At 73.1% G+C, this 16,868-nt stretch carries 16 protein-coding genes; 7 read left to right on the forward strand and 9 right to left on the reverse strand.

All coding sequences use genetic code 11. The features are described 5' to 3' along the window. Positions 1-94 precede the first annotated feature (94 nt). From ssuE to ACZ7FF_RS21025, 3 genes are all read right to left on the reverse strand, one after another. A complete protein-coding gene (ssuE, locus tag ACZ7FF_RS21015) occupies positions 95-649 on the reverse strand; it encodes an NADPH-dependent FMN reductase (RefSeq protein ID WP_470813754.1) in 555 nt (184 codons plus the stop codon). 344 nt (positions 650-993) lie between these two features. Beyond that, entirely contained in the window at positions 994-1,077 is an 84-nt protein-coding gene (locus ACZ7FF_RS21020; RefSeq protein WP_361374499.1) for a putative leader peptide, read from the reverse strand. Positions 1,078-1,253: 176 nt separating this feature from the next. Beyond that, entirely contained in the window at positions 1,254-1,430 is a 177-nt protein-coding gene (locus tag ACZ7FF_RS21025; RefSeq protein WP_470813755.1) for a hypothetical protein, read from the reverse strand. Between the two features lie 225 nt (positions 1,431-1,655). Between ACZ7FF_RS21025 and ACZ7FF_RS21030 the strand changes: the two genes are divergently transcribed. From ACZ7FF_RS21030 to ACZ7FF_RS21040, 3 genes are all read left to right on the forward strand, one after another. Continuing rightward, the gene (locus tag ACZ7FF_RS21030) at positions 1,656-3,167 is read left to right on the forward strand and encodes an SDR family oxidoreductase (protein ID WP_470813756.1); all 1,512 of its coding nucleotides are present in this window, start codon (positions 1,656-1,658) and stop codon (positions 3,165-3,167) included. Between the two features lie 63 nt (positions 3,168-3,230). Then, the gene (locus ACZ7FF_RS21035; protein WP_470813757.1) at positions 3,231-4,607 is read left to right on the forward strand and encodes a cryptochrome/photolyase family protein; all 1,377 of its coding nucleotides are present in this window, start codon (positions 3,231-3,233) and stop codon (positions 4,605-4,607) included. A 137-nt stretch (positions 4,608-4,744) separates the two neighbouring features. Then, the gene (locus tag ACZ7FF_RS21040) at positions 4,745-5,182 is read left to right on the forward strand and encodes an SPW repeat protein (RefSeq protein ID WP_470813758.1); all 438 of its coding nucleotides are present in this window, start codon (positions 4,745-4,747) and stop codon (positions 5,180-5,182) included. A 107-nt stretch (positions 5,183-5,289) separates the two neighbouring features. On the opposite strand, the gene ACZ7FF_RS21045 is transcribed toward ACZ7FF_RS21040, so the two are convergent. The 3 genes from ACZ7FF_RS21045 to ACZ7FF_RS21055 form a co-directional block, all read right to left on the reverse strand. Continuing rightward, complete coding sequence (locus ACZ7FF_RS21045) at positions 5,290-6,081, reverse strand: ArsR/SmtB family transcription factor (protein ID WP_470813759.1); 792 nt, start codon at positions 6,079-6,081, stop codon at positions 5,290-5,292. 31 nt (positions 6,082-6,112) lie between these two features. Then, a complete protein-coding gene (locus ACZ7FF_RS21050) occupies positions 6,113-6,637 on the reverse strand; it encodes a GNAT family N-acetyltransferase (protein ID WP_470813760.1) in 525 nt (174 codons plus the stop codon). A gap of 94 nt (positions 6,638-6,731) precedes the next feature. Next, positions 6,732-8,180, reverse strand: coding sequence for an APC family permease (locus tag ACZ7FF_RS21055; RefSeq protein WP_470813761.1), 1,449 nt, complete (start codon positions 8,178-8,180; stop codon positions 6,732-6,734). A 135-nt stretch (positions 8,181-8,315) separates the two neighbouring features. Here ACZ7FF_RS21055 and ACZ7FF_RS21060 point away from each other — a divergent pair, with 135 nt between their 5' ends. Then, complete coding sequence (locus tag ACZ7FF_RS21060; RefSeq protein ID WP_470813762.1) at positions 8,316-9,500, forward strand: ROK family protein; 1,185 nt, start codon at positions 8,316-8,318, stop codon at positions 9,498-9,500. A gap of 107 nt (positions 9,501-9,607) precedes the next feature. Next, positions 9,608-12,328 carry a glycoside hydrolase family 2 protein gene (locus tag ACZ7FF_RS21065; RefSeq protein ID WP_470813763.1) on the forward strand — a complete coding sequence of 907 codons (2,721 nt, stop codon included), beginning with the start codon at positions 9,608-9,610 and terminating at the stop codon, positions 12,326-12,328. A gap of 45 nt (positions 12,329-12,373) precedes the next feature. Here the strand turns inward: ACZ7FF_RS21065 and ACZ7FF_RS21070 are convergent, their stop codons facing one another. After that, on the reverse strand, positions 12,374-13,843 hold the full coding sequence (locus ACZ7FF_RS21070; RefSeq protein ID WP_470813764.1) for a hydrolase: 1,470 nt from the start codon (positions 13,841-13,843) through the stop codon (positions 12,374-12,376). A gap of 216 nt (positions 13,844-14,059) precedes the next feature. Here ACZ7FF_RS21070 and ACZ7FF_RS21075 point away from each other — a divergent pair, with 216 nt between their 5' ends. Further along, complete coding sequence (locus ACZ7FF_RS21075; RefSeq protein WP_452971641.1) at positions 14,060-14,323, forward strand: GlsB/YeaQ/YmgE family stress response membrane protein; 264 nt, start codon at positions 14,060-14,062, stop codon at positions 14,321-14,323. Positions 14,324-14,335: 12 nt separating this feature from the next. On the opposite strand, the gene ACZ7FF_RS21080 is transcribed toward ACZ7FF_RS21075, so the two are convergent. Together ACZ7FF_RS21080 and ACZ7FF_RS21085 are read right to left on the reverse strand one after the other, a co-directional pair. Then, a complete protein-coding gene (locus ACZ7FF_RS21080; RefSeq protein WP_470813765.1) occupies positions 14,336-15,112 on the reverse strand; it encodes a GNAT family N-acetyltransferase in 777 nt (258 codons plus the stop codon). Positions 15,113-15,159: 47 nt separating this feature from the next. Beyond that, on the reverse strand, positions 15,160-15,531 hold the full coding sequence (locus ACZ7FF_RS21085) for a MerR family transcriptional regulator (protein ID WP_470813766.1): 372 nt from the start codon (positions 15,529-15,531) through the stop codon (positions 15,160-15,162). 60 nt (positions 15,532-15,591) lie between these two features. Between ACZ7FF_RS21085 and ACZ7FF_RS21090 the strand changes: the two genes are divergently transcribed. Then, positions 15,592-16,863: an MFS transporter gene (locus ACZ7FF_RS21090; protein WP_470813767.1), complete on the forward strand. Its 1,272-nt coding sequence runs from the start codon at positions 15,592-15,594 to the stop codon at positions 16,861-16,863. Positions 16,864-16,868: the final 5 nt, after the last annotated feature.

The raw sequence follows: 16,868 nt of genomic DNA on the forward strand, positions 1-16,868 counted from the left end.
TTCGGCGACCCGGCGGCCGCCCCGGTCCAAAACTCCGGCGCCGGGACGGCCGCGACCGCGGATGCCTCCGCGTCGTCGGCGATGACGCGCGCGGTCAGCTCGCCGCCGCGAGCGCGGGGGTGCGGTGCAGGGCGGCCGAGAACTGGTCCACGACCTGACCCAGCGCCTCGGCGGTGGCGGGCGCGAGGGTCAGCGAGCCGTCCTCGCCGACGGTGATGTCCTTGTCGAGGGTGAACCAGCCCTGGACGATGTGGGCGGCCCCCATGGAGTTCAGGACCGGGCGGAGCGCGTAGTCGATGGCGAGGACGTGCGCGGTGGAGCCGCCGGTCGCCAGGGGCAGGACGGTCTTCCCGCTGAGCGCGTACTGCGGGAGCAGGTCCAGGAGCGCCTTGAGCACGCCGGAGTACGACGCCTTGTAGATGGGCGTGCCGATGAGCACGCCGTCCGCGCGGGCGAACAGCTCGGTGGCCCGGACGACGGCCGGGTGCCGGAAGTCCGCGCCGAGCAGGGCCTCGGCCGGGACGGTGCGGACGTCGAGCGGGAGCACCTCATGGCCCTGGGCGCTCAGCCGCTGGTCCAGGTGGCGTAGCAGCCGGTTGGTGCGCGAAGCGGCGGAGGGACTGCCGGAGACGGACAGGACGATGGCCATGCGTGCCTCGTTTCTGGGGTGCGCCAGCCGGTCGCACGGGGGCGGGCGACCGGGGACGTCGGGTGCGGTGCCGGTGGGTGCGGGAGCTCGCCCACAGTCGGGCATGGGCTCCGACGGCGTCGGCCTCGGCCCCGCCGCCTCCCCCTCGCGTACGGGAACCGGCAGGCGCCGCCGGGACGGACGGCGGCGGGGCGACGGCCTTCAGGCGCAACTCCTGCTGCGAGAAGGGTGCGAAGGGTTTTCTGGCACGCCGGATTCCGAGCGGGAAAGTGCGGCGGGAGGCGGGGAGACCGGACGTGCGCGGTGACCCCGGAGAACCAGAAAGGTGGTGGAAGCGCGGGCGCTCAGGCCGCGGGGCGACAGGAGGCGCTGGAGACGCGCGCGAGGTCGACATGGCGTCGCCGCGTGAGGTCCAGTCGCATCGTCATGCCGTTGATCGTGGCAGCAGCCGTCGAGGGCCGTCAAGGAGAACCGGACCGGTCTCGCATCGCGGACCACCGAATTTCACGGGGTCCCGACGACGGGCACGGCGGGCCGGGAACCGCCCCTCGGTGACCATCGCCCGCCCCGTCCCGGCGCCGTCGGCCGAGCACGGGAACACGGCTCAGCAGCGGGCGTCGCCGTCCTGCCCTTCCAGTACGACGAGGAAGGCGTCGGACTTCAGGTCCATCACCACGGTCGCGGGCCGCCCCTCGGCCCGGCACGCCGCCGCGTACTCCTCCGCCGGCCACGAGCCGCGCGGCGCCCCGGCGGGGAACCTCTCCAACACCTTTGCGTCCATGACGGCCGGTCACCTCCAGCGTCTGCGGGTGCACGTCACGTACATCCTGTACTTCTCCGGCTGCCCCCGATGACTGCGGACATGTCACCCCGTGCCGCCTCTGCCGATGGACCGCGGGAAGGCGGGTGCGCACGTTCACTCCGTCGAGGGACGCGCATCCGCGCCGGGTACCCGGGGGGAAGTGATGCTCGAGGAGCGACGACCGACGCGGAGGGCCCGGAAGCGATGGATCACGAGGAGTCGACCGAGCGGCTGCGCTGCCTGGTGACGGGTGCGACCGGCTACATCGGCGGCCGGCTCGTGCCCGAACTGCTGGACGCCGGGCACCGGGTGCGCTGCCTGGCCCGCTCCCCCGGCAAGCTGCGCGACCACCCCTGGGCGGCCGAGGCGGAGGTGGTCCGGGGTGACGTCACGGACCCCGAGTCGGTCGCGGAGGCCATGCGGGACGTCGACGTGGCCTACTACCTGGTGCACGCCCTGGGCACCGGCAGGGACTTCGAGGAGACCGACCGCCGCGCGGCGCGGATCTTCGGGGAGCGGGCGAAGGCGGCCGGAGTGCGCCGCATCGTGTACCTCGGCGGTCTCACGCCGGCCGGTGTGCCCGAGCCGGAACTCTCCCCGCACCTGCGGTCGCGGGCGGAGGTGGGGCGGATCCTGCTGTCCTCGGGCGTGCCGACCGCGGTGCTGCGCGCCGCCGTCATCCTCGGTTCCGGCTCGGCCTCCTTCGAGATGCTCCGCTACCTCACCGAGCGGCTGCCCGTGATGATCACCCCGAGCTGGGTGCGCACCCGGATCCAGCCCGTCGCCGTACGGGACGTGCTGCGGCTCCTCGTCGGATGCGCGGACCTGCCGTCCGCGGTGAACCGCACCTTCGACATCGGCGGCCCGGACATCCTGACGTACCGCGACATGATGGCCGGCTACGCCCGGGTGGCGGGCCTGCCGCGCCGGGCGATCCTGCCCGTGCCGGTCCTCACCCCGCGCCTGTCGAGCCTGTGGGTGGGACTGGTGACGCCCGTCCCCGCGTCCATCGCCCGGCCGCTGACCGAGTCGCTGCGCCACGAGGTCGTGTGCCACGAGCACGACATCACGCGGTACGTGCCGGACCCTCCCGGGCATCCGCTCCGCTTCGAGCAGGCGGTGCGACTCGCCCTGCGCAGGGTGCGGGACGCCAGGGTGACGACCCGCTGGTCGTCGGCGGCCGTGCCCGGCGCGCCCAGCGATCCGCTGCCCACCGATCCCGACTGGGCGGGCGGCAGCCTGTACACCGACCAGCGGCAGGCGGAGGTGGCCGCGCCGGCGCCCGAGCTGTGGCGGGTGATCGAGAGCGTGGGGGGTGACAACGGCTGGTACTCCTTCCCGCTCGCGTGGAGCCTGCGCGGTCTGGCCGACCGGCTGGTCGGCGGGGTCGGACTGCGCCGGGGCCGCCGGGACGCGCAGCACCTGCGGGTCGGCGACTCCCTGGACTTCTGGCGGGTGGAGGAGATCGAGCCGGGACGCCTGCTGCGGCTGCGGGCCGAGATGCGGCTGCCCGGGCTGGCCTGGCTGGAGATGTGCGCCGAGCCCGACGGCGAGGGCCGCAGCCGGTACCGCCAGCGGGCCCTGTTCCACCCGCACGGGCTGCTGGGGCACGCCTACTGGCGGGGCATCTCCCCGTTCCACTCCGTCGTGTTCGGCGGAATGGCCCGCAACATCGCCCGGGCGGCCGCCCGGCGGCCCCCGGCGCCGCTGCCCTGACGCCCCTCCGAAGACACCGCCGGCCCCGGCCCGTGCCCCGTTCCCTCTCCCGAAAGCCGCGCCATGCACGTCTCGGTCGTCCTGTTCACCGCCGATCTGCGCCTGCACGACCATCCGCCGCTGCGGGCCGCCCTGGACGGCGCCCGCGAGGTGGTCCCGTTGTTCGTGCGGGACGACGCGGTGACCGGCGCGGGCTTCGCGGTGCCCAACCGGCTGGCGTTCCTCGCCGACTGCCTGCGGGACCTGGACGCGGGGCTGCGCGAGCGCGGCGGACGGCTGGTGGTGCGCACCGGGGACGTCGTCGAGGAGGTGTGTGCGGTGGCCGCGGAGGCCGGGGCCACCGAGGTGCACATGGCCGCCGACGTGAGCGCCTACGCCCAGCGGCGGGAGCGGCGGCTGCGGCGCGCCCTGGAGGCGGACGGCGTGCGGCTGCACGTCCACGACACGGTGACCACCGTGGTGGCTCCCGGCACGCTGACCCCCGCCTCCTCGGACCACTTCGCCGTGTTCACGCCGTACTTCCGCCACTGGTCGGGGCAGAGCCCGCGCAAACCGCTCGCGGCGCCGCGCTCGGTGCGGGTCCCGGAGGGCGTCGGGTCCGAGCGGCCGCCGTCCCGGGACGGCGTGCGAGGTGTCTCCCCGGGGCTGGCCGCCGGCGGGGAGAAGGAGGGCAGGAAGCGGCTCACCGCCTGGCTCCGCTCGGACGTCGACCGGTACGAGGACCGGCACGACGATCTGCCGGGCGACGCGACCTCCCGGCTCTCGCCGCATCTGCACTTCGGCACGCTGTCCCCCACCGAGGTCGTGCACCGGGCGCGCCGGGCGGGCGGCCCGGGCGCGGAGGCGTTCGTACGGCAGCTGGCCTGGCGCGACTTCCACCGCCAGGTGCTCGCGGCGCGGCCCGCCGCGGCCACCGGTGACTACCGCACGCGGCACGACCGCTGGCGTTCGGAGCGGGCGGCCCGCGCGGACGTCGAGGCGTGGCGGGCGGGCCGGACCGGCTATCCGGTGGTCGACGCGGCCATGCGCCAGCTGCGGCACGAGGGCTGGATGCACAACCGCGCCCGGCTGCTGACGGCGAGCTTCCTGGCGAAGACCCTGTACGTCGACTGGCGGGTGGGGGCCCGGCACTTCCTGGAGCTGCTGGTCGACGGGGACATCGCCAACAATCAGCTGAACTGGCAGTGGGTGGCGGGCACGGGCACGGACACCCGGCCCAACCGCGTCCTCAACCCGCTCGCCCAGGCCCGCCGCCACGACCCCGACGGGGCGTACGTGCGGCGCTGGGTGCCGGAGCTGGAGGGCGTCGAGGGCGCCGCGGTGCACGAGCCCTGGAGGCTGCGCGGCGCGGACCGGGACGCGGCCGCCGGCTACCCGGCCCCGGTCGTCGACCTGGGCGAGGGCCTCGCGCGTTTCAAGGAGGCCAGGGGACGCACCTGACAGGTGCATACAGCACATACATGACAACTGACCCGACCTCTACACATAAAGGCTGAATAAGCGCAAAATGAGGACGCGGCAGAGACCTCGCACCACACCGGGCGCGGTCCGACCCGCACAGTCGAAGGAGACGAGTCATGGCCAACGTCTCGCACAGGGGTGACATGACGAGCCACCCCGATGTCTCCGAAATGCGGGAACGCTACGCCCGCATGCTCGGGGGTCGTGATGTGGCGCTCGTGGACGGGCCGGTGTTCCTGCTGGGCCTGTACTGCGCCGCGTCGCCGTGGATCCTGCACTACACCACGAGTCAGCCGGCACTCATGACCCACAACCTGATCATGGGTATAGCGATCGGCCTGCTGGCCCTGGGATTCACCAGGGCCCCCGAGCGGATGTACGGCCTGAGCTGGGCCATGTGCGCCCTGGGTGTCTGGATGATCATCGCCCCGTGGATCGTCGGCAGCCACCCTGACCAGGGCGTGATCATCAACAACGCCGTGATCGGCGGGCTGGCGATCCTCCTCGGGCTGCTCTGCGCCGGCACGGCGGCGCGGACCGCCCCCAGGCCGTGACGGAGACGTGAGGGAGGGAAGCGGAGGAGAACGAAGGAAAGGAACGGGCAGCACGGGCAGTACACCGAGGCCGGTCCGCGCGAGCGGACCGGCCTCGCCGTGCCGGCTCAGCGGACCGGCATCAGCCATGGCTCCTGCGGCAGCGGCCTGCCGGTCTCCAGCAGCGACTTCAGGTTGGACAGCACGGCCGGCCAGCCGGCCGCGGCGGCGTCGCGCTCACCCTCGTCCCGCGCGGCCTCGTGGGTGACGGTCAGCCGGACGATGTCCTCGTGCGGCCGGATGTCGAAGGTGACCCGGGAGTGCCGCTCCGCCTGCCCCTCCTCGGCGGGCGCGGCCCAGGTGGTGACGAGCCGGACCGGCGGCTCGCTCTCCACGACCCGGCCGACCACGTCGGCGATGCCCGAGCCGTCGGTGCGGACGTGCTCCCAGCGGGAGCCCGGGCGCCAGTCCGAGACGTTGCCGTGGCCCCAGTACGCGGCGGTGAGGTCGGCGTCGGTCAGCGCCTCCCAGACCTTCGCGGGGGTGCTCGCGATGTAGGTGACGTACACGAAACCCGGCTTGTCGGACATGGCTTCCTCGGCTCGTCGCTTCACGGCACCGAGCGCGGCGAGGCGCGGGCGCTCGAACTTGTCGATCCACCGCTGCTGCATCTCGTGGAGCGGCACGGGGTTGAGGTAGTGCAGCTTCTCCCGCCCCCGCCGCACCGTGCCGATCAGATGGGCCGCCTCCAGGACGGCCAGGTGCTGGGTGACCGACTGGCGTGTCATGGCGATGTGCTCGCACAGTTCGCCCAGGGTCTGGCCGTTGTCCTCGTGGAGCAGGTCGAGCAGGCGCCTGCGGGTGTCGTCCGCCAGCGCCTTGAAGACCCTGTCCGTCCCGGTGTCGTTCTCCGATCGCACACTCAACGTTATGCAGGTAACTGCCTGCATGTCAAGCCGCCGTCGGGACGGCCGCGGTGAAGGAGAGCCACACGTCCGGCGGCAGCTCCGACCGGTCCGGCACGGGCCGACGTTCGCGCGTCCAGGCGCCCGGGGCGAGGTCCTCGGCGACGCGGGGCCAGAAGGCGACCGCGGCCGCGTTCTCCTCCTGGAAGGCGATCTCCCACGGCCCGGGGTGCCGCAGCAGCACCTCGCGCGCCGCCCGCAGTCCGAGCCCCCTGCGGCGCACCCCGCGCACCAGGAAGAAGCTGTTCAGCACGCGTGTCGGGCCGTCGAGCCCACGGACGAAGGCGAGCCCGGCGGGCCGCTCGCCGCAGACCAGCAGATACGGCGCCCAGCCCGGCGCGGTGAAGGCCTGCTCGACGCGGTCGCCGCGGAAGCTGCCGTCGGAGGCCGGCAGCACGCCGTGGAACTCGGACAGGTCGTGGCGGAACATCAGCCACAGCCGTTCCACGGTGGGCCGGTCCTCGGGGGTCGCGGGGCGGACGGAGACGTCCGGAGTCATGGTTTCGGTCATGAACGAAATCCTCCCCGGGCGGACTCGGGTCCGGACCGGGGAGGTTCGCGTGTACGCGGTAACTGCATTCTACCGTCCGCGGGTTGGGCGGGCCTCAGACCGGCTGGGTGTCCGGGTCCCGGCCCGCCACGTACTCCTCGGCGACCTCCCTGGCCCCGAACGGCCACACCTTCTCCAGCCGGGCCCAGACCACGAAGGCCACGCAGCCGAGGGCGAGCCAGGCCAGGGACCACTCGATGGGGTGGCGGCCCGGCGAGTTGCGGTCGGCGTACCCGTAGATCACGCACCAGCCGGCGAAGGCGACGGCGCTCGGCAGGGGGTAGAGCCACATCCGGTACGGGCGGCGCAGGGCCGGCTGCCGCTTCCGCAGCACGGTGAGCGCGACGATCTGGGCCAGCGCCTGCACGATCACCATCACCGTGGTGAGCAGCTGGATCAGCGTCGCGAGATCGGTGTGACGCCCGATCAGGAAGCCGACGGCGGTGATCACACCCATGGTCGCGAGTCCCAGCGTCGGGAACCGGTGCCTCGGGTGCAGCTTCTCGTACGGCCGGAAGAAGACCCGGTCGCGCGCGGCGTCGTACGGCACCCGGGAGCCGCCGAGCAGCCCCGTGAACACCGAGGCGAACGCGGTGATCAGGATCAGCACCGTCACCGTGTCGGCGGCGCCCTTGCCCCAGGTCTCCTCCAGCACGGCGGACGCCACCGAGGTGGAGGCGATGTCGTGCGGGTCGGTCATCCGGTGCCAGTCGACGACGCCGAGCGTGCCGATCTGGAGGAGGAGGTAGATCGCCATGATGCCGAGGATCGAGAAGATGACGGAGCGCGGCAGGACACGGCCGGGATCCTTGATCTCGGCGCCCATGTAGGCGGTGGTGTTGTAGCCGAGGTAGTCGTAGATGCCGATGGTCAGGCCCGCGGCGAAGCCGATCCAGAAGCGGTCGGTGGTCAGGTCGAAGGCGTGCGCCGGATAGGTGAAGGCCAGATGGGGGCTGAAGTCCGTGGCCGCGGCGGCGATCACCAGGAGCACCGAGGCGATCATCACGACCCACATCACGGCCGTGATCCGGGCGATGTGCTCGATGCCGCGCCACAGGAGGAGTACGACCAGGGCGATGACACCGAGGCCGATCAGGTCGCCGGCCGTCTGCCCGAGGCCGGGGGCGAGGTAGCCGAGGTACTGGACGAAGCCGACCACGCCCGTGGACATGATCAGCGGGATGAAGAGCATCGCCGTCCACACGAACAGGAACGGCATCAGGCGGCCGGTGCGGTACTGGAAGGCCTGGCGCAGATAGACGTAACTGCCGCCGGAGCCGGGCATGGCGGCCCCCAGTTCGGCCCAGACCAGCCCGTCGCACAGCGCCAGCACGGCGCCCGCGACGAATCCGATGACCGCCTGCGGGCCGCCGAACGAGGCGACCATCAGCGGGATCGTCACGAACGGCCCGATGCCGCACATCTGGCTCATGTTGATGGCCGTGGCCTGGAACAGGCCGACACGGCGGACGAAGCCACCCGGGGGTGGCGGGCTACCGGACATGGGGACTCCTGACACGAGGGGCGCACGGACCCCGTGCGGGGCGGCGACTCGCCCGGCCGGGCTGACTGGGCGATAAAGTTAAGGAGCCTTACTAGATGCGTCAAGTATGCGTGGGCAATGCGTGACAATGGGGCGATGACCGCGGGCGACGTCGTGGACCAGCAGGAGCAGCCCTGGAGCCGCCGGCGCCTGCGCAGCACCAACGAGCGGCTGCTGCTGGACCGGCTGCGCGCCCTCGGCGCCGCGTCCCGTGCCCAACTGGCGCGGGAGACGGGCCTGTCGAAGCCGACGGTGTCCAGCGCCCTGGCCTCGCTCGCGGCGGCCGGGCTGGTGCACGAGGTCGGCACCCACGCCCCGGAGCGCGGCCGCACCGCCGTGCTGTACGCGCCGGACCCGTCGGCCGGGTACGCGCTGGGCGTGGACATCGGGCGGGGCTGGCTGCGGGTGGCCGTGGTGGACCTGGACGGCACGGTCGCCGCCCGGGCCGACGTACGCAACCGGGCCCGGTCCGCCTCGGCACTGGCCGACCTGGTCGTGGGCACCGCCCGCCAGGTGGTCGCCAACTCGGGCGTGGACCCGGCCGAGGTGGTGCACGGGGTGGTCGGCACACCCGGCGTCTACGACGCCAAGCAGCGGCGGGTGCGGTACGCGATGCACCTGCCGGGATGGGGGCGCGCGGGGCTCGTCGACCGGCTGCGCGAGGAGCTGGGCGTGCCGCTGGAGGTGCACAACGACGCCAACCTGGCGGCGCTCGGCGAGTACACGTACGGGGTCGGCGCGGGCAGCCGGCTCTTCGCGTACATCCTGATAGGCACCGGTCTCGGCATGGGCGTCGTGAGCGAGGGGCGGCTGTTCACCGGGGCGCACGGGCTGGCCGGGGAGATCGGCTTCCTGCCCTGGCCGGGCCGGCGGAAGCCGGAACGCCTCGAGGACGCGGTGTCCGGGGTGGCCGTGGTGGAGGCGGCCCGGCGCTTCGGGATGAACGGGCAGCTCACCGCCAAGGCCGTCTTCGACGCGGCCCGGCAGGGCAACACGGCGGCGGCGCGGGCCGTGGAGCTGGAGGGCGAGCGGATCGCGCACACCGTGGCCGCGGCCGCGGCCGTACTGGACCCGGACCTGGTGGTGCTCGGGGGCGGCGTCGGGCACAGCGTGGACCTGCTGCTGCGCCCGGTCCACGAGCATCTGCGCGCCCTCACCCCGCTCCGGCCGCGCATCGCGCCGAGCCGTCTGGGCGAGGACGCGGTGCTGCTGGGCGCGGTGGCGACGGCCCTGGACACCGCCCGCGACGTGGTGTTCGAGCGACGGGTCGCGGGAGCCTGACGGGTTCCGCGCCCCGTGGCGGCTATGGTCGTTGACACGGCCCGGACGGCGCCCTAGCTTGAGCCAGGTTAGTAAAGTTTCCTAACTTTACGAGGCTGGAGACCGCCGTGTTCCCTCGCCCCGCACCCGGCCGGAGACTCGCCACCACCGCCGCGCTCCTCGGCCTGCTCGGCGCCCTCACCACCGCCGCCTGGGCCGGTCCGCGCACCACGGCCGCGCCGCCCCGGACCGCCCGGGTCACGCATGTCCCCTCCGCCGCAGGCACCGCCACCCCGCTCGCGGGCTTCGCCATCCAGTCCACGGCGAAGGTGGGCGACTCCGCGGCGGCCGTCTCCTCCCCCGGCTACCCGGCGACGGGCTGGTACCCGGCGGGGCCGCGCTCCACGGTGCTGGCCGCCCTCCTCGCCGACGGGGTGTACCCCGACCCGTTCCGCTCCACGAACCAGCGGCAGATCCCGAAGGCCGACTTCCAGGTGCCCTGGTGGTACCGCGCCGACTTCACGGTCGACGACCCCGCCCGGCGCACCTACCTCGACTTCAGCGGGGTCATGTCGGCGGCCGACGTCCACGTCGACGGTCACCGGGTGGCCGCGGCCCCGGACGTCACCGGCGCCTACACCCACCACGAACTGGACATCACCTCGCTGGTCCGTCCGGGCAGGAACACGGTCGCCTTCCGCGTCCTGCCCAACGACCCGGACAAGGACCTCACCATGGGCTGGCTCGACTGGCTCCAGCCGCCGCCCGACCGGAACATGGGCATCGTCCGCGACGTCCTGGTCCGCAGGGGCGGCCCCGTCGCGCTGCGCGACGCGCACGTGGTCACCAGGCTCGCCGTGCCCTCGCTGGCCACCGCCGACCTGACGGTGAAGGCGGAGGCCAGGAACGACTCCGGGGCACCGGTCACCGCGGACGTCGGCGGCAGCGTCGACGGGACGCGCTTCGGCCGGACCGTCACGCTCGCCGCCCACGAGAGGAGGACCGTCACCTTCTCCCCCGCCGACGTCCCGGGCCTGCACCTCACCTCGCCGAGGGTGTGGTGGCCCGCCGGGATGGGCGGGCAGCCGCTGTACGACCTCGACCTCACCGCCTCCGTGTCCGGCACGACGTCGGACACCGCGCACGAGACCTTCGGCATCCGGGACGTCCAGGCGCCGCTGAACCCCTCGGGCGCCCGCCAGTACCGGATCAACGGCCGCCGGCTGCTGGTCAAGGGCGGCGGCTGGTCGCCTGACGAGTTCCTGCGCTGGGACCGCTCCTACGTCGAGGACCGGCTGAAGTACGCCGTCGACCTGGGGCTGAACGCCATCCGCCTCGAAGGCCATCTGGAACCGGACGAGTTCTTCGACCTCGCCGACCGCCACGGCGTGCTCACCCTGCCGGGCTGGGAGTGCTGCGACAAGTGGGAGGGCCAGGTCAACCCCACCGGGTCCGGGAAGAAGTGGACGGCCGCCGACCATGCCGTCGCGAAGGCGTCCATGGCCGCCGAGGCCGCCCGGCTGCGCGACCACCCGAGCGTGCTGTCCTTCCTGATCGGCAGCGACTCCGCCCCCGACGCCACGATCGAGAAGGGCTACCTGGACGCGCTGAAGGCGGCCGACTGGCCCGTCCCCGTGGTGCCCGCGGCCTCCGAGCAGTCCTCGCCGCAGCTGGGCCGTTCGGGCATGAAGATGACCGGCCCCTACGAGTGGGTGCCGCCCGGATACTGGTACGCCAAGCGCGAGGGCGGTGCCACCGGCTTCAACTCGGAGACCAGCGCGGGCCCGAGCATCCCCACCCTCGACACCCTGCGCCGGATGATGACACCGGCCGAGCTCGACACCCTCTGGAAGGACCCGGGCGCCAGGCAGTACCACCGCTCGCCGTCCACCGTCTTCGGCACCCTCAAGATCTACGACGAGGCGCTCGCCGGCCGCTACGGCGCCCCCACGAGCCTCGCCGACTACGTGCGCAAGGCCCAGCTGGCCCAGTACGAGGCCGTCCGCGCCCAGTTCGAGGCCTACGAACGCAACGCGACGGACGCCGCCGGTCCGTCCACCGGGGTCATCCACTGGATGTTCAACAGCGGGTGGACGTCCCTGCACTGGCAGCTGACGGACCGCTACCTGGACCAGGGCGGCTCCTACTTCGGCGCGAAGAAGGCGAACGAGCCGCTGCACATCCAGTACTCGTACGACGACCGCTCGGTCGTCGTGGTGAACAACCGGCCCGGGTCCGAGCACGGCCTCACCGCGCGGGCCACGCTCTTCGACCCCGACGGCACGCAGCGGTACGACCGTGCGGTCCCCGGTGTGTCGGTGGACGGGGACGGGGCGCACGCGACGCCGCTCACGCTGCCGTCCTCGGTGGGCGGGCTGCCGCGGACGTACCTGCTCCGCCTGGTCCTGACCGACCCGGCGGGCCATGAGGTGAGCCGGAACGTGTACTGGCTCTCCACCCGGCCCGACACCCTCGACTGGGGCCGCACCACCTGGTACTACACACCGACGACCGGCTACGCCGACCTGACGGGGCTCGGTTCGATGGCGCGGGTCCCGGTGTCGGCGGCGGCCGGCACGCGGTCCTCGGACGGTGTGTCGACCACGACCGTGACGCTGCGGAACACCGGCGGCGGGAAGACCCCGTCGCTGCTGACGGACGTCCATCTCGTGGACGCGCAGGGCCGGCCGGTGCTGCCGGTGCGCTGGTCGGACAACGAGGTCGGCCTGTGGCCGGGCGAGTCGGTGACGCTGACCGCCACCTACCGCACGGCCGACCTGCACGGCTCCGCTCCGCAGGTGCGGGTCGGCGGCTGGAACACGCCGGAGCGGACGGTGCCGGCCGCGTGAACGGACGAGGGGGCGGGCCCGGGCGGGCCCGCCCCTGTGCCGCGGTCAGCTCACGTTGAGCGCGGTGTCGTCCAGGACGAACGACGTCTGGTACTTGGAGCCCTCGGTACCGGTGAACTTCAGGGTGACCGTCTGGCCGGCGTAGCCGCTGAGGTCGAAGCTGCGCTGGGTGTAGCCCGAGGCGGCGTCGAGGTTCGAGTACGTCGCCAGGGTGCCGAGCACGGTGCCGGAGCCGTTGAGGACCTGGACCTTCAGGGTGTCGTACGCCGTGCTGGTCGAGGTCTCCGCCGTGTCGACGTGGAGGTAGAAGCCGAGCTCGGCCGTCGAGCAGCCGGAGGGGATGCTCACCGACTGGGACAGCGTGTCGGTGGTGGCGGTGCCGTAGCCGTCCAGCCAGGCGTAGTACGAGCCCGAACGGGCCGACTCGCCGGTGGAGTTGGTGATCACACCGCTGGTTCCGCTCCAGACGCTGCTGCCGGACTCGAAGCCGTTGTTGCCGAGGAGCTGGGCGGCGGTGCAGGTGCCGGTGCCACCGCCGCCACCGCCTCCGCCTCCGCCACCCCCGCTGGTGCCGGTGCCGGCGAGCCATGCGGTGGCGTTGAGGGCGAGGGCCGCGTTGGTGGCGCCGGGGTCGTTCCAGCCGTCGTACAGGGTGTTGCCGGACTGGCCGGTGCCGTCGTCGATCGGGGAGCTGTCGCCCCAGAACGCCACGCGGCCGCTGCCGAAGGTGCTGGTCAGGAAGAAGGCGCCGGTGTTGCCGGAGTAACCGGTGCGGTAGACCAGGCCCTTGACGGAGGAGTTGTCGGCGGGCTTGAGGGTGGCGGTGGTGCCGTTGGCGATCAGGCTCTTGGTGACGGTGCCGAAGGAGCCGTGCAGCACCGGGTTCGTGCTGTCGCTGATGGCGGCCGGGTAGTCCGAGGTGATGTTCAGCGAGTCGATGGAGAAGCCGAACGGGTCGGTGGAGTCGACACTGTTGTTCGTCATCAGGTCGTTCAGGATCTTGACCGCGTCGGCACCGTCGTTGTTGCGGTCGGAACCGGTGTGGTCGGAGATCATGAACAGACCCCCGCCGTTCTTCACGAAGTTCATGATCGCCGTCTTCTCGGCGCTCGTGAACAGCGTGTTCGGCTCGGGCAGGACCAGCGTGTCGAAGTTCGACAGGTCGAGCGAGGACGAGCCGCCGTAGCTCAGGCTGGAGCCCGTGGGCAGCGTCTTCAGGCTGTAGCCGCCGGTCTTCTGCAGCGCCACGCCCCAGGAGGACAGGGCGCCGGTCCAGTCCGTCTCGGCGGACGGGGAGGAGTTCTGGCCGAGCGGGTCCGGCTGGCTGGTGGAGATGATCCAGTCGGCGTTGCCGGCCGTCTCGGCGTGGGCGTTGTCGAACAGGACGCGGTGCGTGGTGGTCGCCGCGTGGGCGGGGGCGCCGGTGCCGACCTGGACGGCCGCTCCGGTGAGGAGCAGTCCGAAGCCGGCGAGGGCGGTGGTGAGTCTGCGGCGGGATCTCCTGGATCCAAGCATCCGGCGAACCTCCATGAGGGGTGGGGAGAGGCAGTGCAGGCGCCAAGTCTGCGCGCGTAGAACCCGCTTGAGGGTTCTACACGCGTGGACTGGTTGAAAGGTACATGGCATGAAGCGCCGATGAACAGAAAGTCCCGGCAATAACCGGGACGGCGTGGCTCCGCACACAGCGGGCACATGCCTCCTCAGCGGGTGTGTCACGAGGAGGGGTTGAGGATGGAGATCTCCGGCATCATCAGTGCCATAGTCATCGGGCTCATCATCGGTGTGCTGGGCCGCCTGGTCGTCCCCGGACGGCAGCACATCGGGATCCTGTGGACCATCGTGGTCGGCATCGTGGCCGCGCTGCTCGGCTCGGCGATCGCCGCCGGCCTCGGGGTCGCGAACACCAAGGGGCCCGACTGGATCGAGTGGTTCATCCAGATCGCCCTGGCGGCCGTGGGGGTGGCCGCACTGGACCGCAGCCGCGCCCGGCGCTGAGCGCGCGGGACGTCAACTGCCGTACAGGTAGGGGGTGGTGGTGCTCAGTGCCTGGAAGCCGAGCCTTGCCAGGATCGGGCGGCTCATGGACGAGGCGTCGACCTGGAGGTAGCGGTAGCCCCGGGCGGCGGCGACGTGGGCCCGGTGGGCGACCAGCGCGCGGTAGAGGCCCCGGCCCCGCCAGGCCTCGACGGTGCCGCCGCCCCACAGGCCGGCGAACCTCGTGCCGGGCACCAGTTCCATCCGGGCCGCGCTGACCGGTTCGCCGCCGGCCAGCGCGACCACGGCGACGACCGTGCCGGGGTCGGCGTCCAGCCGGGCGAGCAGACGGTGCCGCAGCCGGGTGCCGTCGGTGCCGAAGGCCTTCTCGTGCACGTCCACCACCAGGTCGACGCCCGCCGGGTCGGTGGCCTGTACCAGCCGGACGCCCTCGGGCGGTTCCGCGTCCAGGGCGAGCCGGGCGACCTCGCCGATCATCAGTGTCTCCTCCGGCTCCGCACGGAAACCGGCCGCGGCGAGCCGGTCGCCCAGGTCCGCCGGCCGGTCGTGGGCGTACAGCTTCCACTCGAAGTCCCGGCCGAGCCCGGTGAAGTGGGCGATCTGGTCCCGGATCGCGCGGTCGGCGCCCGCCGCGTCGAGACCGGACCAGAGCACCCCGTTCCACCCGTGCGCGTCCGCGACCTGACGAACCACCGCACCGTCGCGTTCGATGCGGGCGCCGGGGCCGTCGGGACGCGCGCCCTCGCGCATGTCCCGGTCGTAGAGGGCGAGTACCGTCGTGTGTTCCATGGGCGCATCATGATCACGGGCGCCCGTCCCGGGCAACGGGATATCACTCACCCCGTCCGCGGCCGTACGGCCGCCAGGTAGGCGCTGAGCCGGTCACGGTTGCGCGCCAGGCAGTCGATGCGGGCCTGGATGCGGTCGATGTGCCCCTCCAGCAGGGCGGCCGTCCCCGGGGTCACGCACTCGGCGGGCGGGTGCAGATCGCCGGGGCCGGAGAGGTACGGCAGGATGGCGCGGATCATCTCGGTGGTGAGGCCCGAGTCCAGCAGCCCCCGGATCTGCGTGACGTCCGCGACGGCGGACTCGGAGTAGCTGCGGTAGCCGTTGCCCGCGCGTTCGGGGTGGAGCAGGTCCTGCTCCTCGTAGTAGCGCAGCAGCCGGGTGGGGACGCCTGTGCGGCGCGACAGTTCGCCGATGCGCACGCGGGCCTCCCGGATCCGTACTTGACCTTCACACTGATGTGAGGCTTCGACCATGGTCGCATGTACCGGTCCTCCCAGGTCAAGGGCGGTCCGCTGCCGTGGTCGGGGCTGCTCGCCCTGTCCTGTGCCGCGTTCACCGCCGTCATGACGGAACTCCTGCCCGCGGGCCTGCTGCCCGCGATGGCACCCTCGCTCGGGGTCGCCGAGTCCCGCGTCGGCTTCCTCGTCACCGCCTACGCGGCCGCCTCCTTCGTGTCCGCGGTCCCGCTCACGGCCGCGCTGCGCGGGCTGCCGCGGCGGCCGGTGCTGTGCGGCGCGCTGCTCGCGTTCGCCGTGGGCGACTCGCTCGTGGCGCTGTCGTCGTCGTACCCGCTCACCTTCGCGGCGCGCCTGCTCGCCGGGGCGGCGGGCGGCGCGCTGTGGGCGATGCTGGCCGGCTACGCGGCGCGGATGGTGCCGGCCGCGCGGCGCGGCCGGGCCATCGCGGTGGTGCTCGCCGGGATCACGCTGGCCCTGTCGGCGGGGGTCCCGGCCGGTACCGCGCTGGCCGGTGCGGTGGGCTGGCGGGCGGCCTTCGGCGCGCCGGCCCTGCTCGCCGTGCTGGTCGTCGTGTGGGTGCGGCTGCGGGTGCCGGGCTTCCCCGGCGAACCTCCGCACGCGCGCCCGCCGCTCGTCCGGGTCGCGCTGCGCCCGGGGATCGGGCCGGTGCTGTGCGTGACGCTGTTCCTGCTGCTCGGGCACCAGGTGATGTACACCTACCTGGCACCGTTCGCCGGACGTGCCGGGTACGGGCGTACGGGGCTGCTGCTCGCGGTGTTCGGGACGGCCACCGTGGCCGGGATCTGGGTCACGGGTGTGCTCGTCGACCGGCATCTGCGCCGCACGCTGCTCGGGGCGCTCGTGCTCTTCGCGGGCGTCCTGCCGGTGCTGGGCCTGGGCGCGGGAGCGCACGCGCTGCTGGCCGGTGCCGTCGCGGTGTGGGGCGTGGCCTTCGGCGGGGCGCCGACGCTGATCCAGACCGCGCTGGTCGACGCCTCGGGGCCCGCCGACGCCGACGTGGCGACCTCGCTGCAGACCACGGTGTACAACGCGGGCATCGCCGCGGGTTCGCTCACCGGAGGCGTGGCCCTGGACGCGCTGGGCGCGCGGGCGCTGCCGTGGACCGCGCTGGCGCCGGCCGTACTGGCGCTCGCGACGGCCGCCGCGGCGCGCCGGCGCGCCTTCCCGCCGTCGCGGCGTTCCGTGGCCGGCCGGACGGCCCCGGCGACCGCCGGGAGCGTGGGCGGGGATCTGGCCGGGCACGGCCGGGCGGCCGCCTGCGAAGGTAACTGAGCAGA

The sequence above is a fragment of the Streptomyces sp. NPDC037126 genome (assembly GCF_055605965.1).

Excerpts from the sequence above, each read along its gene's own strand:
- ssuE (WP_470813754.1), bottom strand. The coding sequence starts at position 649 with ATGGCCATCGTCCTGTCCGTCTCCGGCAGTCCCTCCGCCGCTTCGCGC.
- ACZ7FF_RS21020 (WP_361374499.1), bottom strand. The coding sequence starts at position 1,077 with ATGACGATGCGACTGGACCTCACGCGGCGACGCCATGTCGACCTCGCG.
- ACZ7FF_RS21025 (WP_470813755.1), bottom strand. The coding sequence starts at position 1,430 with ATGGACGCAAAGGTGTTGGAGAGGTTCCCCGCCGGGGCGCCGCGCGGC.
- ACZ7FF_RS21030 (WP_470813756.1), top strand. The coding sequence starts at position 1,656 with ATGGATCACGAGGAGTCGACCGAGCGGCTGCGCTGCCTGGTGACGGGT.
- ACZ7FF_RS21035 (WP_470813757.1), top strand. The coding sequence starts at position 3,231 with ATGCACGTCTCGGTCGTCCTGTTCACCGCCGATCTGCGCCTGCACGAC.
- ACZ7FF_RS21040 (WP_470813758.1), top strand. The coding sequence starts at position 4,745 with ATGGCCAACGTCTCGCACAGGGGTGACATGACGAGCCACCCCGATGTC.
- ACZ7FF_RS21050 (WP_470813760.1), bottom strand. The coding sequence starts at position 6,637 with ATGACCGAAACCATGACTCCGGACGTCTCCGTCCGCCCCGCGACCCCC.
- ACZ7FF_RS21055 (WP_470813761.1), bottom strand. The coding sequence starts at position 8,180 with ATGTCCGGTAGCCCGCCACCCCCGGGTGGCTTCGTCCGCCGTGTCGGC.
- ACZ7FF_RS21060 (WP_470813762.1), top strand. The coding sequence starts at position 8,316 with ATGACCGCGGGCGACGTCGTGGACCAGCAGGAGCAGCCCTGGAGCCGC.
- ACZ7FF_RS21070 (WP_470813764.1), bottom strand. The coding sequence starts at position 13,843 with ATGCTTGGATCCAGGAGATCCCGCCGCAGACTCACCACCGCCCTCGCC.
- ACZ7FF_RS21075 (WP_452971641.1), top strand. The coding sequence starts at position 14,060 with ATGGAGATCTCCGGCATCATCAGTGCCATAGTCATCGGGCTCATCATC.
- ACZ7FF_RS21080 (WP_470813765.1), bottom strand. The coding sequence starts at position 15,112 with ATGGAACACACGACGGTACTCGCCCTCTACGACCGGGACATGCGCGAG.
- ACZ7FF_RS21090 (WP_470813767.1), top strand. The coding sequence starts at position 15,592 with ATGTACCGGTCCTCCCAGGTCAAGGGCGGTCCGCTGCCGTGGTCGGGG.